13 protein-coding genes are annotated in these 15,837 nt (G+C 45.4%); 3 read left to right on the forward strand and 10 right to left on the reverse strand.

Annotation, left to right across the window (positions count from 1 at the left end):
* Window positions 1–115: 115 nt before the first annotated feature.
* The 9 genes from CWE13_RS08655 to CWE13_RS08695 form a co-directional block, all read right to left on the reverse strand.
* The gene (locus tag CWE13_RS08655; protein ID WP_198677928.1) at window positions 116–1,000 is read right to left on the reverse strand and encodes a CFI-box-CTERM domain-containing protein; all 885 of its coding nucleotides are present in this window, start codon (window positions 998–1,000) and stop codon (window positions 116–118) included.
* 230 nt (window positions 1,001–1,230) lie between these two features.
* Window positions 1,231–1,695 (reverse strand): tRNA (cytidine(34)-2'-O)-methyltransferase, encoded by a 465-nt coding sequence (locus CWE13_RS08660; RefSeq protein WP_126807783.1) that lies wholly within the window; start codon window positions 1,693–1,695, stop codon window positions 1,231–1,233.
* Window positions 1,696–1,707: 12 nt separating this feature from the next.
* Window positions 1,708–2,850 carry an alpha/beta fold hydrolase gene (locus tag CWE13_RS08665; RefSeq protein WP_126807785.1) on the reverse strand — a complete coding sequence of 381 codons (1,143 nt, stop codon included), beginning with the start codon at window positions 2,848–2,850 and terminating at the stop codon, window positions 1,708–1,710.
* A gap of 96 nt (window positions 2,851–2,946) precedes the next feature.
* The gene (locus CWE13_RS08670; protein ID WP_126807787.1) at window positions 2,947–4,320 is read right to left on the reverse strand and encodes a HAMP domain-containing sensor histidine kinase; all 1,374 of its coding nucleotides are present in this window, start codon (window positions 4,318–4,320) and stop codon (window positions 2,947–2,949) included.
* 3 nt (window positions 4,321–4,323) lie between these two features.
* A complete protein-coding gene (locus CWE13_RS08675) occupies window positions 4,324–5,019 on the reverse strand; it encodes a response regulator transcription factor (RefSeq protein ID WP_126807789.1) in 696 nt (231 codons plus the stop codon).
* Between the two features lie 224 nt (window positions 5,020–5,243).
* A complete protein-coding gene (gene ntrC / locus CWE13_RS08680) occupies window positions 5,244–6,719 on the reverse strand; it encodes a nitrogen regulation protein NR(I) (RefSeq protein WP_126807791.1) in 1,476 nt (491 codons plus the stop codon).
* Window positions 6,716–7,825 carry a nitrogen regulation protein NR(II) gene (gene glnL, locus CWE13_RS08685; protein ID WP_126807793.1) on the reverse strand — a complete coding sequence of 370 codons (1,110 nt, stop codon included), beginning with the start codon at window positions 7,823–7,825 and terminating at the stop codon, window positions 6,716–6,718. The genes ntrC and glnL overlap by 4 nt, the downstream gene beginning before the upstream one ends.
* A 131-nt stretch (window positions 7,826–7,956) precedes the next feature.
* Complete coding sequence (glnA, locus tag CWE13_RS08690; protein WP_126807795.1) at window positions 7,957–9,366, reverse strand: glutamate--ammonia ligase; 1,410 nt, start codon at window positions 9,364–9,366, stop codon at window positions 7,957–7,959.
* Between the two features lie 274 nt (window positions 9,367–9,640).
* On the reverse strand, window positions 9,641–10,336 hold the full coding sequence (locus tag CWE13_RS08695) for a DsbA family protein (RefSeq protein ID WP_126807797.1): 696 nt from the start codon (window positions 10,334–10,336) through the stop codon (window positions 9,641–9,643).
* Between the two features lie 203 nt (window positions 10,337–10,539).
* Between CWE13_RS08695 and typA the strand changes: the two genes are divergently transcribed.
* The gene (gene typA, locus CWE13_RS08700) at window positions 10,540–12,375 is read left to right on the forward strand and encodes a translational GTPase TypA (protein WP_126807799.1); all 1,836 of its coding nucleotides are present in this window, start codon (window positions 10,540–10,542) and stop codon (window positions 12,373–12,375) included.
* A gap of 133 nt (window positions 12,376–12,508) precedes the next feature.
* On the opposite strand, the gene trhA is transcribed toward typA, so the two are convergent.
* The gene (gene trhA, locus CWE13_RS08705) at window positions 12,509–13,153 is read right to left on the reverse strand and encodes a PAQR family membrane homeostasis protein TrhA (RefSeq protein ID WP_126807801.1); all 645 of its coding nucleotides are present in this window, start codon (window positions 13,151–13,153) and stop codon (window positions 12,509–12,511) included.
* A gap of 253 nt (window positions 13,154–13,406) precedes the next feature.
* On the opposite strand from trhA, the gene CWE13_RS08710 reads away from it, so the two are divergent.
* A complete protein-coding gene (locus tag CWE13_RS08710; protein WP_126807803.1) occupies window positions 13,407–13,850 on the forward strand; it encodes a hypothetical protein in 444 nt (147 codons plus the stop codon).
* Between the two features lie 712 nt (window positions 13,851–14,562).
* Window positions 14,563–15,366, forward strand: coding sequence for a hypothetical protein (locus CWE13_RS08715; RefSeq protein WP_126807805.1), 804 nt, complete (start codon window positions 14,563–14,565; stop codon window positions 15,364–15,366).
* Window positions 15,367–15,837 lie beyond the last annotated feature (471 nt).

Here is a 15,837-nt window from a genome sequence, read left to right on the forward strand (position 1 = left end):
CTATTTCAAGCCATTTCCGGCCTACCACATCTTCGGCACTGCTGATTCGAGAGCACCAGTATAACGCATTTGAGTATGCAATCGCCGCTAAGTTTCTTTCCGAGCCTTATATGTTTTAAGCACTTAATTGCAGGCGTTTTACTAACCTTCGATAAGCATGCTCAGCCCAACGGTGCATACCTAAACGCACTAAAATTGCCGTGGGTAAAATGCCGCTCCAGTACGTTTTTAACCAACGTTGATTGGCATCACTTTTTGCGTTTATTCGGCTCACAATATCAGGTGCTATTTCATAATACTCGCGAACTAAATCAGTGCCAGCCGCTGTTCGTAACAAATGCTGATCACGAAATTCTCTCAACGTTTCTAGTTCCCAGCAATCATCAGCAAGGCCAATGCAGGCGGTAGCGGCTGTAGTTAAGAAACAATCGTCATCGCCATCAATAGGGGCAAAACGCACGCAATCTTGTGCAGAATAAGCTTCCCATAGATCGTCAAGCTGACGTTCAATAATAGAGGAATATTGGCCAATTTTATCGCCTTGCAAATGAATATTGGCATAGGGCACTGTTTTGCCATCGGCCTGCGATAAAAACGCAATCGATACGTTTGAGTTCGCCATCCAATTCCCGAACAGCGTTTCGCCTAAATCTGTTTCATGGTACGAGCGGAAAAAACCATTATCTGAATAACGCTGAACGTAATTTGGCTCAAAGCTGGTGTCGCCTATTTTGATAACAGCCGAATCTATCCCAATATTGTTACTTGCATAACTTGTGCCTGGGTGCTCTACAGCTACGTTGTTCACTAACACACTGTAGTTTTCCTCACCGCGCATCACGTAATACTGTATGTTCATAATCAACTTACTCTGGCCCACCAGAGTAGCTAAATTACTTTGAGGATGCAGATTCTCAATACGCTGTTCACCGCCCGAAAACAGGCGTTCGAGGGTTACACGAAAATCAACTAAGAGATTCTGATTGTTTGAATTATGCATTTTTGTGGACACTCGGTAAGCACCGAAGGCCCCTACATCGGTTTCACAATATGGTACATCTTGCGCACTCGATGACGCTGAGTGTATTAGGCCGGTTACAGCTAGTGCGGCATATAGACGGGGATATTTTAAACGTAGCTTCATAAGCGCCTCAAACTCTGAATCCACCCTGAATAGGTGGTTTCATAAACATAGTTTTAGTTAAAGGCTCTGTAAATAGGTAGTGCTAATTAAATGCCCTCACCAAAACCATGCTGCCGCCACGCTTCATAGCTTACCAGCGCCACCGAATTCGAGAGGTTTAGCGAACGATTGTTCGGCATCATTGGAATGCGCAGGCGCTGTTCTTGTGGAATTTGTGCCATCACTTCCGGTGCTAAACCGGCGGTTTCCGAGCCGAACAACAAAACATCACCGGCTTGAAATTGCACATCAGCATAGCCTCGAGTGCCTTTGGTGGTGATCGCATAAATAGTGTGGCCGACAAACTTCTGCGCAAAAGCAGTGAAATCCGGATAACGCTCAACTTGGCTTAAATCATGATAATCCAAACCTGCACGGCGAAGCTTTTTCTCTTCGAAATCAAAGCCCAATGGTTCTATCAAGTGCAATCGGCAACCGTTGTTAGCAGCGAGGCGAATCACATTCCCGGTATTTGCCGGCATCACTGGATTAAACAATACAATGTGGAACATCTACCGCGTCCTTTATTTTGCGCGCAAAAATTGCAGAATATGTTTCATCGCTTTTTCGCGAATAACATCGCTTTCCACTAATATTTCATGGCGCGCGCCTTCAACTTTAATCAGTTTACTCGCCTTGTTATTTTGCCTATCGACAAACTCTTGTTGCGGTTTTGGTGCCACCACCCGATCTTGAGTGCCTTGTAATACCAACGCTGGAATCTTAACGCGATGTGCATTCAGTACTACTTGTCGAGCCGCCAATATGGCTTCGGCTACCCAATAATTCGTGGGGCCGCCTACCTTTATTGTTTCCATATCATCATACATTTGGCTAAACCATGAATACCGGTTTTCACTTTGCGTGAGCAGGTTTTCGGCAAACGGAAGCAGCACATAATCCCCGGTTGTTGGCGCATACCAAGGCCGCTTGGGGGTAATAATACTATTCATAAAGGCTAAAAATTTGGTAAGCGGCTTGGCCACCCAAAAAGGGAACGGCCTTGTTTGAATACCAAACATTGGCGCGCAAAAAACTATTTTTTTGAACGGGTTAAATGGAAACTCATCACTACCGGCGAACTGCTGTAAGTATTGCGCAGTAATAGCACCACCCATGGAGTGAGATAAAATATAAGCGGGTGCATTCCCAATACGTGGCTCTAACAGTTTCACCCACTCGGCGAAATCACGTGCATACTCGGAAAAGTTGTTGATATGGCCATGCTGGTGGTGATGCGTTAAGCGCGAGGAATGGCCTTGACCACGGTGATCAATCATTGCAACCGAATATCCAGCGGCTACAAGTTCTAACGTGATTTCTTGATACTTTAAATACGATTCAATTCGGCCCGGAGAAATAACAACCCAGCCTCGATTCGGCTCAGGGGTCTGATCACCTGATTTTGCTAAACTCGCTACAAACTGATCGGTTGGGTCGTTTAGCGGGTCCAGAACTGTTGAAGGGTTGGCTTCTTCAGGAAGCGCTTTGTTCTCAAATAGCGCATAACGAATTTCGTGGCCATCGCAACTACGAAATTCGCCGTGCTCGGCATAGCGATAAAATTCATAAAGATCTTCGCGGGCCCACTCAAGCCAAGCACTATCGCTATCATCTGGGCGGCGATTTAATACCGCAAGTGCATATTTACTGGCCATTTCGCTCATGCGTTATCCCTGTGAAATCTAATAAACTAAATATTTCCCCCTCGTTCTGGGGATGTTTTAGCTATTCTAGCGCGGATTTTTCACAAGGATAAGTGATTAATTTGCGATGGGCAGGCTCACGGTAACCGCAAGGCCTCCGGCTGGATGATTTATAGCTTTAATATGGCCATCAAGCACAGCTGTAGCACGTTGGCAGAGCGCCAAACCTAAACCAACACCGGCACCATGATGGCGCGAGGGATCACCGCGAAAGAAAGGTTCGAACATTTTGCTGAGCTTATCTTCGGGTACACCCGGGCCTTCATCATGCACGGTTATTGCTAACCATCCGTTTTGCTCTTCCGCGTGAACCGATACCGAACCATTCTCTGGCCCATACTGGAAGCCATTACGCACTAAATTTTCCAACACTAGGCGCAACAACACACCATCGGTTTCAAGCTCGGGGATATCTTTCTCAGGTAACTGCAACCGCCCATCCCAACTTTCTTGGTCTTTGCCATATTGCAAAAAGTATAAATCACTACGCAGCTCTTCTAACATAGCCGAGATATCAACTGGACCTTTTACCAATTTATCAAGGCCATTCTCTAAGCGCGAGAGCCATAAAATACTATCAATAATGGAACCAAGCCGGTAAATATCTTTATTCAATTGCACGTAGTTACGGTCGGCCTTTAGCGCTTCGGTTTCCATTAAATCGAGCGCTACTTGCAAACGCGCCAGTGGCGAACGCAACTCATGAGAAACATCGCTTAACAATCTACGTTGTGCATCACGAGAATTGGCTAATTCAATAGCGGTTGAACGCATGGTGCGAGCTAGCTCACCAAGCTCATCTTTACGTTTCGGTAGGCGAGCAAGATTCGGTTTCGCCGAACCTGCGGCAATTTCTCGGGTAGCGTTTCGCAATTGTTTTAGTGGGCGAACAAACCACCAACCAAGAATTAGCGCACCTAGAAATGAAGCCGCGAACGAGAGCAGAATTAAGCGCGGCATCCAATCTTGATCTTCGTTTGCAACCAAAGCAGCCAACTCATCATCGGTTGCAGAACGACTCATAACCACTCTTCCAGCACTGCTATCAAGCGGGCCTGCAAACGTTCGCTCAGCAACGATAACTTGCATAGGTTCATTGTTTTGCAAAATGTTAAACGCCGCGCCTACTTCGGTTTGGCCCATTCCCGGCGTGTATTCAATGTCCGTATTTTCGGGGCTATCTACGGCCACCACCCGGTAATCGCCCACGAGCAAACGCCCAGGCTGAATCATTCCTACACTCGAGGAATGATTCAAAATTGGCGCAAGTGCACGTTGGAAATCTGCCGCCATGGGGGCGGGCCCCGGCGGGCGTGATAAATAAAGTACTACGGAAAATGCAGCGATCGCCGTAAGTAAAATCAAGGCCCAGAATATCGCCAATAATCGAATCGTTAACGATTGATACCATTGCGTACGGCGTTGGAGCATTCTCTAATTTTCCAAAATTTCTGGTTCCATTACGCGGTATCCACGCCCTCGCACCGTTTGAATACGATCAGGGTGGGCCGGTAATTTTTTCCGTACATTACTAATATGCACATCAAGCGAGCGATCAAATGGCCCGAGTTGGCGGCCTAAAACATGATTAGAGAGGCTTTCTTTGGTAACCAACTGCCCGTGATGCGTTACTAACTGACGAAGTACTTCAAATTCCGTAGGTGTGAGTGTTAACTTCTCACCATCACAAGTTGCTACCGCGTTCACGGTATCTAACTCGAAGCCAGCGAAGCGAATACTTTCCACTACCGCCGATGCATCACTACCTTTACTGCGGCGCAACAATGCTTTTACGCGGGCAATGAGCTCTCGAGGATAAAAAGGCTTCGGCAAATAATCATCGGCACCTAGCTCTAAGCCCACAACACGATCTACATCATCGCCACGCGCTGTTAGCATAAGCACTGGCGTTTCAATGCCACTTTGGCGAAGATGTTTCAGTACCTGCAAACCATCCATCTCTGGCAACATAATATCAAGCAAGATTAAGGCAAAAGAGCCCTCGCTTGCAGTATCTAAGCCAGTTTTGCCGTCCTCTACTGCGGTAAGACGAATACCCTCTCTGGCGAACACATCGGTGAGCATTGCGCCTAAATCAGCATCATCATCTATCAACAGAACATGAACCACAATTTACCTTCCTTTCGTAATGTTTACGATATTCGGCTGCGCTGCGTTGCAGCCACAAACCTTGAAAATGGAAACGATCTTTACAATCTTTACATTTCCACAATCTACCCTTTACACAGGGAGAAGCGAGCACCTTTGCATTCCCTTTACAGTATCGCTACCTCATAATACGCCAAGCATTCCCCAGCCCATAAGAGGATTTACTCAAAAGCTAAATTTCCGGGTTAATTACCTCGTTTATTCAATTTTCGAGTTAACGTGTTTCTCCCCCAACCCAAACGCTCCGCCGCCTGCTGCCGATGGCCATTCGTTTGTGCTAACGCGGCATCTATTGCCAGATCCTCAATTTCTGCCAGTAACACCGAACACCGCTCGTTATCGCTGCCATCAAGGGCCTTCAATAACTCGTTTTGTAAGCTTTCACGCCAACTACGCGCTACTCCCGAACTCCTCGGTTCTGCGGCATCTAAGCTCTGAACGGGTGCATGGCGTTGCGTTAGAGTATCGGTATGTTCTGCGGTATTTTGCTGTAAATCTGCAGGCAGCTCATCAATATCAACAACATCGCCACTTGCCATCACGGTTATCCAGCGGCAGGTGTTCTCCAACTGCCTAACGTTACCCGGCCATAAAGCACTTTGCAGTTGAACCATAGCTGCATGGGTTAAACGCTTTTTCGGCATTTGTAGTTCTTTGGCAGCGGCCGCTAAGAAATGTTCCGCGAGCGCTGGAATATCGCTTCGCCGTTCATGTAAAGCTGGGAGCTGTAGATGGATAACATTCAAACGGTGGTAGAGATCTTCACGAAAACTGCCTTCATCAATAGCCTTGCGCAAATCAATATGGGTGGCTGCGATAACCCGAACATTTACAGTTACCAACTGGTGGCTGCCAACCGGATAAAACTGCCCCTCCGCCAATGCTCGCAGTAAGCGCGTTTGCACGGCAAGTGGCATATCGCCAATTTCATCGAGGAACAGGGTGCCGCCATCAGCTTGTTGAAAACGGCCCGCGCGTCGGCTTTGGGCGCCGGTAAACGCGCCTTTCTCGTGACCAAACAACTCCGATTCAATCAACTCTCCGGGAATAGCCGCCATGTTCAAAGCTACAAAAGGTTGTTCGGCTCGCGGGCTATGATCGTGTAAGGCTTTCGCCACCAACTCTTTACCCGTGCCTGATTCACCCGTTAACAACACCGAAACGCTAGAACGTGAAAGCCGACCAATGGCCCGAAACACTTCTTGCATAGCCGCCGATTCACCAATAATGCCGGTGTCGTTGTCCGCGTCGTCTGGCACTTTTTCCGAATTCGATACCTGTTCGCTATGCTTCGGTTTCGTAGCGCGCTCCGCAATCGCTACCACTTCATCAAGATCAAACGGCTTAGGGATATACTCAAAGGCACCACCCTTGAATGCTTTTACCGCACTTTCCAAATCCGAGTGCGCTGTCATTACGATCACCGGCATATCCGAAAATTGCTGCTGAATTTCTTGTAATACTTGCATGCCATCCATGCCCGGCATACGCACATCGGTAAGCACTAACGCTGGCTTCTGCGCACCGCACTCTGTTAAAGCTTCTAAGAAAAATTTTGGCTCGGAGAATAATCGCGGTTGCCAGCCGGCACCTTTAAATGCACGCTCCAACACCCAGCGAATCGAGCTATCGTCGTCGAGAATCCAAACCGTTCGTATCATCCCTGCTCTCCCGTTTTGCTGGCGTCATCAAGATAGGGGAGCACTACCGTAAACTCGGTATGTCCAGGCCGGCTGCTTACTTCTATTTTTCCCGCATGCTGATGGATTAGCGATTGTGCAATCGAAAGGCCAAGCCCCGTTCCGCCTTCACGGCCAGTGACCAGAGGATAGAACAGCGTATCTTTCAACTCACCGGGAACCCCTGGGCCATTATCTTGCACACAAATTAGCGCACATTGGCGATAGCGTTTTCCATAAATCGTTTCTTGATGGCTAACGCGCGTGCGCACCACAAGTTGGCGTTCGCCATCTTGATGCGCAAGCGCATCAAGAGAATTACTGAGCAAATTCAAAAACACCTGCTCAATCTGATCAGCACTTATAAATAAATCGGGTAAGCTCGGATCGTAATCCTTCGCAACACTGAGATTTTCTGGCTTATTCACTGAAATAACGTCCAGCACACGCTGCAATACTGCATGAATATTTTGATAACTTCGAGCACTCGGGCGGTTCGGGCCAAGCAACCTATCGACCAAATTTCGCAACCTATCTGACTGCGCCATAATCAACTGCGTAAACTCACGTTGTTCCGGCGCTTCCAACTCAGCATTTAATAGTTGAGCGGCGCCGCGAATGCCGCCTAAGGGGTTTTTAATCTCATGAGCTAAGCCACGTACTAATTGTTGCGCCGCTTCGCGCTGATGCTGTTGCGCTTGCTCTTGATTGATGCGGCGAATGAGGTCAACTTGCCGCAACTCGATCAAAATCGCCGTATCTAAACCTGCAAAAGCTGCAATAGATGCATTCAATTCAATAGCTATGGATTTACCATCATGAAACACCCAACTCACATCACTATCGGAAATGCTTTGCTGGTTGAGTGCGATATTTCTTAATAAGGTGAGATCAAAACTGCTGTAGCGCAAATGGCTATCAAGTGGGGCACCGAGCAAACGCCGTGAGCTGCCTGAAAAAATAGCATCAGCTGCCGCATTGGCGAAACACACATGAAGATTTTTATCGAGCACCAATACTGCACTGGTGAGCTGATCGACAAGCTCTTGGTTAATGCTTTCATGCAATACAGGATTTGCAGCCGACATAAGAACCTCAGTGATATTGTCATAGCGCACCGAGAATTTTTAGGTGCAATAAGAGAGTTTGCACCAGAATGGTGCGCTGCGCAATGAGAACCCTCAAATACGCAGCGCCTATTCATACTTCCTAAGCTAGGTTAGCAAGAATAGTACATATCAAACTCAATCGGGTGCGTTGTCATCATTAGCTTCTCAACTTCTTTCCGCTTAAGGCTAATGTAAGCATCGATCATATCGTCGCTCATTACGCCACCAGCAGTTAAGAAATCACGATCTTTATCTAATGCATCTAACGCCATACCTAGCGAGCTTGCTACCGTTGGAATTTCTTTTGCTTCTTCTGGTGGTAAATCATACAAATCTTTATCCATAGCATCGCCAGGATGAATTTTGTTCTGAATACCATCAAGGCCAGCCATCAACAATGCAGTAAATGCAAAGTAAGGGTTCGCAATTGGATCAGGGAAACGTGCTTCGATACGGCGGCCTTTCGGGTTTGAAACCAAAGGAATACGAATCGATGCAGAACGGTTACGCGCTGAATACGCCAACATTACCGGCGCTTCAAAACCTGGTACTAAACGCTTATAAGAGTTTGTGCCTGGATTGGTAAACGCGTTGATTGCCCGCGCGTGCTTAATGATACCGCCAATGTAATAAAGCGCGGTTTCAGAAAGGCCACCATATTTATCACCGGCAAACAGGTTCTTACCATCTTTGGCTAAGCTCATGTGCACGTGCATGCCTGAACCGTTATCGCCTACTAAAGGTTTCGGCATAAAAGTAGCAGTTTTGCCATACGCGTGAGCAACATTGTGAACCACATATTTGAAGATTTGCAGTTCATCCGCTTTGTTTACCAAGGTATTGAATCGGCATGCAATTTCGTTTTGGCCTGCGGTAGCAACTTCATGGTGATGCGCTTCAACAACCAAGCCCATTTCTTCCATTACTTCACACATTTCACTACGAATTTCATGCGAAGAGTCTACCGGTGGCACTGGGAAGTAGCCGCCTTTCACACCTGGGCGGTGGCCTTTGTTGCCGCCTTCATATTCAGTGCCAGAATTCCATTTCGCTTCGATATCATCGATTTTATAGAACGAACCGCTCATATCGGTATTGAAACGCACATCATCAAATAAGAAGAACTCTGGCTCTGGGCCCATTAACGCGGTATCAGCAATGCCGGTAGACGTTAAATATTCTTCTGCGCGGCGGGCAATCGAGCGCGGGTCGCGGTCATAACCTTGGCGTGTATCGGGTTCTAAAATTGAACAGCGAACGATTAACGTTGGAATTTCAGAGAATGGGTCCATTACTGCTGTTTCAGTATCTGGGCTCAGAACCATATCTGATTCGTTAATTCCTTTCCAACCAGCAATTGATGAACCATCAAACATTTTGCCATCTTCAAAGAAATCTTCGTCGATTTGCGAAACCGGAATGGTTACATGCTGCTCTTTACCTTTAGTATCAGTAAAGCGCATATCAACAAAACGCACTTCGTTTTCTTCAATTAAATCCATCACCGCTTTAATAGACATTACTTGCCTCCGGGTTAGTGTGCTGCGAATACAAAACGTATTACTTAAAAAATTAATCTTATGGCTGAAACATGTAGCAAAGCTTGTGCCAATATCGCAACACAATCCTTAACTTCATGTTTTTCTATAAAAAAATAACCATACGGATACCTTGTAGCGGTTTCCTTAAAGCATTAAACCGATAGATATCAGCTAAGCGCACCAAATCGCACCAAAATAGTGCGAAACTTATTTGCGCCGCAAAAAAAACGCACCATTACGGTGCGTTTCGTGTTTAATCCAAGCTCAATAGATAATCAATGAGCTGGTTATAATCATCTTGGTTCTGAATATCTTCGGGCAATGGATTTTTCACTAAATAACGGCCATTAACCACTACCGAGGGAACGCCTGGTATTTCGTTGCTCTGCATTTCATTAAAGGTTTGTTCCATAATACCAACGATGCTGGGGCTATCCGCCAACTCGAAAATGGCTTCTTCATCTAAACCCTGTTGTTGGAAGAACGCAGACAAATCAGAGAAATCGGGTAAATCAGGTGCTTGGCTTTGATAAAACGCTAACATTTCAGTACCCACATCACGGCCAGCTACTTCACTAGCAGCATGGTAAATGCGCGCATCTAACGCCCAACGCTCGTTAAACACCGCGTGGCGGCGAACCACTGGTGTTTCTGGAAATGCTTCCTTTACACCTAAAACAATTGGTTCAAAACGCTGGCATGCTGGGCAACCGGCCCAAAAGTACTCAACAATAAAAGGCTCTGAGCGATCGGTTTGCACCGGATTTTCCAAAACACGGAAATAATCACCTTCGGCAAACGTACGTGATTCAGCCGTAGCATTAGCTCCCGATCCCTCAGTAGTATTGTTTGGTGCAGGGGCTTCACCACCACACGCAGAAATGGCAAATATAGCCACACCCGCAAGTAAAGCAGTGCGCACTGTGTGGAATAAACCTCGTTCTGTCATAAATACTTCCTATGATTAATTAACTAAAAAATTTATTTTGTACACATTAGAGCCACAGCATAGCGTTCCTGCTATAAAAAACGTAGTTTTTTCGTTAAATATGGCCCTGCTTTCCATTCGGTGCTTTTTTATTCAGTGAAATCAGCGTATGATCCGCCACCCTATGGCCCGATGGCCTTCACCACAGGTTAAAATACAGTTTTATGTCTAAAGCTATTGAAAAAATTCGCAATATCGCAATTATCGCGCACGTTGACCATGGTAAAACTACGTTGGTTGATAAGCTTCTGCAACAATCTGGCACTTTAGAGAGCCGGGGCGAACAGCAAGAACGTATCATGGATTCGAACGATCTTGAAAAAGAGCGCGGAATTACCATTCTCGCAAAAAACACTGCAATCAACTGGGGCGATTACCACATCAACATCCTGGACACTCCAGGACACGCTGATTTCGGCGGTGAAGTAGAGCGCGTACTTTCAATGGCCGATTCTGTATTGCTTTTGGTTGATGCCGTAGATGGCCCGATGCCACAAACTCGCTTCGTAACGCAAAAAGCGTTCTCACACGGTTTGCATCCTATTTTGGTTGTGAACAAAGTTGACCGCCCCGGCGCACGTGTTGATTGGGTTGTGGATCAAATCTTCGATTTGTTCGTAAACCTTGGCGCTACCGACGAGCAGTTAGATTTCCCAATCGTTTACGCTTCTGCGTTAAACGGTTTTGCCTCACTTGATTCTGAAGTGAAAAGCGGCAACATGGACCCGTTGTTTGAAACCATCGTGCGCGAAGTTGCGCCACCGGTTGCCGAAATTGATGGCACGCTACAATTACAAATTTCACAGCTTGATTACTCAAGCTACCTTGGCGTTATCGGTATTGGCCGAATTCGCCGTGGTACCGTGCGCCCGAACCAACAAGTAACCGTTGTAGGTGCTGATGGTTCTACGCGTAGTGGTAAAATTGGTAAAGTATTTGGTTATTTAGGTTTGGATCGCATGGAAGTTGATTCTTCGCATGCAGGTGATATTTGTGCAATTACCGGTTTAGGTGAATTAAAAATCTCCGATACCGTTTGTGCAGTTGGCCATAACGATCCATTGCCACCACTTACCGTTGATGAACCAACGGTAACCATGACATTCCAAGTAAACACCTCGCCGTTTGCTGGTAAAGAAGGTAAGTATGTTACTTCTCGCCAGATTCTTGAACGTTTACAAAAAGAATTAGTTCACAACGTTGCGTTGCGTGTTGAAGAAACGGCTGACCCGGATAAATTCCGTGTATCAGGCCGTGGTGAATTGCACTTAGGTGTATTGATCGAAAACATGCGCCGTGAAGGTTTTGAATTAGCGGTTTCGCGTCCTGAAGTTATCATCAAGTATGAAAACGACGTAAAAATGGAACCCTATGAAACCTTAACCGTTGATGTTGAAGAACAGCATCAGGGTTCTGTAATGGAAGCGTTAGGCCTGCGTAAAGCAGAAATGACCGATATGCAGCAAGATGGCAAAGGCCGTACGCGTATCGATTTCATCGTTCCTAGCCGTGGCTTAATTGGTTTCCAAACTGAGTTCATGACACTCACTTCAGGTACTGGTTTGGTATACCACGCATTTGATCATTACGGCCCGCACAAAGGTGGCAAAATTGGCCAACGTGTTAACGGTGTATTGATTTCAAACGCGCAAGGTAAAGCATTGGCATACGCCCTGTTCAACATTCAAGAACGTGGCCGTTTGTTCGCTTCGCACGCTGATGAAGTTTATGAAGGCCAAATCATTGGTATTCATAATCGTTCAAACGATTTAACCGTAAACTGTTTGAAAGGTAAGCAGCTTACGAACATTCGTGCAGCGGGTACCGATGAAGCGTTAACGCTTACGCCACCAATCAGAATGTCGCTTGAGCGCGCGCTTGAGTTCATCGATAACGATGAATTGGTAGAAGTAACGCCAAAGTCAATTCGTGTTCGCAAGAAATTCCTAACCGAGAATGAGCGTAAGCGCCATTCACGTACAGGTGGCGAAGAAGCGTAAGCTTCTTCTCTGGCGAACGGAGCGTAAGCTTTCTTTGGGAAGGTTGAGACTTCGTTAAAGCAGTAAACGCAAAAGCCCCAGCTTGTTTCCAAGCTGGGGCTTTTTAATGTCGGGCTAATACCGCCAAATCACTTTACGGTAAAATCACACCGTAAATCACTGCAAAGAAATGCACCACACTAGCCGCTAATACGAATACATGCCAAATCGCATGGTGGTACACCATTTGTTTACGCACATAAAAGATAACGCCAAAGGAATACAGCAAACCACCTGCGAGCAGCAGCGAGAGGCCAATCGTGTTTACATGCTCAAGCATCGGCTTCACCGCTACCAAAGCCATCCAGCCTAGCCCTAGATATAGGGTTAACGATAGCCACTTAATACGCTCTTTCTTCATGGTTTCTAGGAATACACCACCAATCGCGATGCTCCAGATAATAATAAAGAGCGGCCAGCCCCAAGATTCACGCAGATTCACGAGTAAGAACGGTGTGTATGTGCCTGCTATCAATAGGAAAATAGCCGCATGATCCATGAGCTGGAAGAATCGTTTAGCGCGCTCGTTGGTAATGGCGTGATAAAGCGTAGAGGCGGAATATAACAAGATGATGGAGGCACCGTAGATAGATACGCTCACAATATGCCATACATCGCCATATTCTACGGAGAGCCACAGCATCACGATTAAGCCCACAATACCTAGTATGGCGCCGAAGCCGTGGCTTACGGCATTCGCTATTTCTTCACCTAGCGAGTAGTTCTTCGCGGAACTCATATACACCTCATTTACATCAAATCGGTAAATTCATTAGGTTACTATTAAAACACATTCAGCGAACACGTGTAAGCTTAATTATTCACAGAAGATCCGTAAACCGCCATAATAAATTGAATGTGAGATCTAGGTTCACTGACCTTATGTCCAAATGCGTGAACCTCTCGCCGAACATGGCCTGTATTTAAATGATGTACCCATCTACCACGCCTCAATACTATTCGTTGTTTGCGGGTTGTTGCAAGTGTGTTAGATGGAAAAATCACTGCAATTCTGCTCTATATATTTTATGCAGAGGATCTGCGCTTACCTAGCCGAACAGCTACATAGGGTTAGCCTCAATACGACAGACTTAACTATGCAATGTAAAGTTATGATTATAGTCTATGATTACAGAAAACAACGAGAACCAAAGTTTATGCCATATTGTCACACTGCATTTCAAAATGTACCGCCAGACCAAGTGGAAGAAATCCTGTCCACTTTAACCAAGGAGCAATTTATTGGAGGTCGTGCTGCCTATATATTAGACGATGGGAGCTATTCAATTGATGCGGGGCAAAACGACATACGCGCCATTTACTATGCCGAAGAGTCGACCATAAAATTCTTCTGTCGATATGAACGAGAAATCGCATTCTACGACAAAAAACTCAAATTTTTTGCGGAAAATCACAGTATTCATACAACCCTCTAACTAACCTCACCTAAATATTGAAGAACAGATCTTTCTTGAGGCCGAAAACTGTCCATAGCCAGCTCCGGCAAGCTTTACTATGATGGTAAGAAAGATTTCATAATCCACCAAGCCGAAACGCGACTAAGGATACGACATGGTGACTAGTAATTTTGGCGTACTTGAACTAGCCGAAAAAGTTCAGCGTGATAACTAGATTGGGGCGCTATGCCAAGAGCTATTGCGTTAAGAGTCGACGCTTTATGGGAAAAGTGCTCTTTGTCCTGAATGCATTGAACGTATTATGCCTGATGGAAAAAAAACTTGGTCAATGACGAAATGGAAAATTTATTGAAGTAGCTTGCGTTGAGTGACTCCGATTGAGTGTGTGAGAAGCAACCCAACACCACTCATTAGTTAAGCGGTAGGCCTAGATCTCTCTTTAAGAAGTGTCTATGGATACAGGTTCCGAGTTCCTCTATAACTGTTTCATTTGGTGTAGCCTAATGTGGCGGATTATGGCGTACTGGATTTTGGAGTAAATTTATCACGAGGCATACTGATCTTGGGTAAGTACTATTGTTTATTAAGCCAACTGTAATGGCTAGTCGGCTACAAGGAATTTTATATGGGAAGGTCAGATTTCGAGAGTCAGCAATATAAACTGTACCTTGAATCCCCCTATTTATCCCACTTGTCAAATGAAGAGCTCTTCGAAAGGGAAAGGCATCTAATGGAGGCTTGGACGACCTTGGGCACTCAAGGGAAAATATCATTCGGTAAGCCTGAAAAGCATCGAGGAAATTTTAGGTTAATTGTTAGTCTTATGCACACTAATTTTGAGAGTGCTATTCGAGGTTACCCAAAGGCGCCAAAGTGGGTTGATGCCGCTTTGCCGAAAACTAAAAATATAAACCAGAATAGACTTCAGAGGATGAATGCTCTTTTGAGTAGATACGAAAGTTGCCTGTTTAAGTTTGGTCAGAGGGAGTTTCTTGAGCAATTATCTTTTAAAGTTTCTTTGGCTAGTTCATTTGACGATAAATCATTACACCCTGCCCAGCGTGATAATGAATTGAGCAGAGCCTATAAGCCGCATCCTAGTCTAGGTACCTCGCCATTTAACAGGGGCTCATATGAGAAACCGATTATGGAACGATATCGTGTAGATGCTAGTTTTGACTACTACGTTTTTTGTTTGTCGAGAAGAGCAGATTTGCGAATGTTTGGGGATTTTGGCGCTGACGCAGTATTAATTATTAAGAATAAGCAAGCTTTACAGCAGGGGCTCAAGCGTAAGCTAGAGAAAGAACTCAAATTATCGAGAATACTGAGCGCCCCTGTCTCTTATTATGACGATATTCGCGATGCACCTTCAGGACTAGAGCCTCCCGAGCTCGCTAAGCATTTCAGATTTTTTTATCAACAAGAGTATAGAATCGCTTTTATACCTCAAATATCAGGAGCTCGCCTTAATGAACACTTCTTTTTTGAGTTACCCGAACTTCGTGAATCGACTGAGCTAGTGATATTCTAATAAAAACCTACATACTAGCGACTATTCCTGACTTAGAGGTTTGGGGACTATAAACTAGTTGATGCTCCAGCTAGTCAAGAGGTACTTATATCTCTCGTGGGTTAGCAATTAAAAGTCTTGCTCACAATGTGTCATACCCATGTATTTCTATGGAGCTTCTTTTATTTAGATGCCTGTAAATATGATGTCATTTGTGGTGTTTTATTATTTAAGCTAAACCTTATAAAACGCGATCTTTGTATAGCGAAAAAGTAGAGGATGGACTTTGAAGCCCCCTATGAAGGCAAAAAATCAAATGGAATTTACGATTATTTAAGCCTTGCTTCCGATACTAAGCACCAAGGAGCTGAGGCAGTTAAAGATAGTAAGTCTGACGATGCTTGGTACTTTTTTTACCAGCGACAAGCAGCTTACGCGAAGTATGCTAATTCGATTTTCAGTATGCCCACAGAGAAGCAAGCTCTATCGCTA

This window comes from Aliidiomarina shirensis (assembly GCF_003987345.1).
Lineage (GTDB): Bacteria > Pseudomonadota > Gammaproteobacteria > Enterobacterales > Alteromonadaceae > Aliidiomarina > Aliidiomarina shirensis.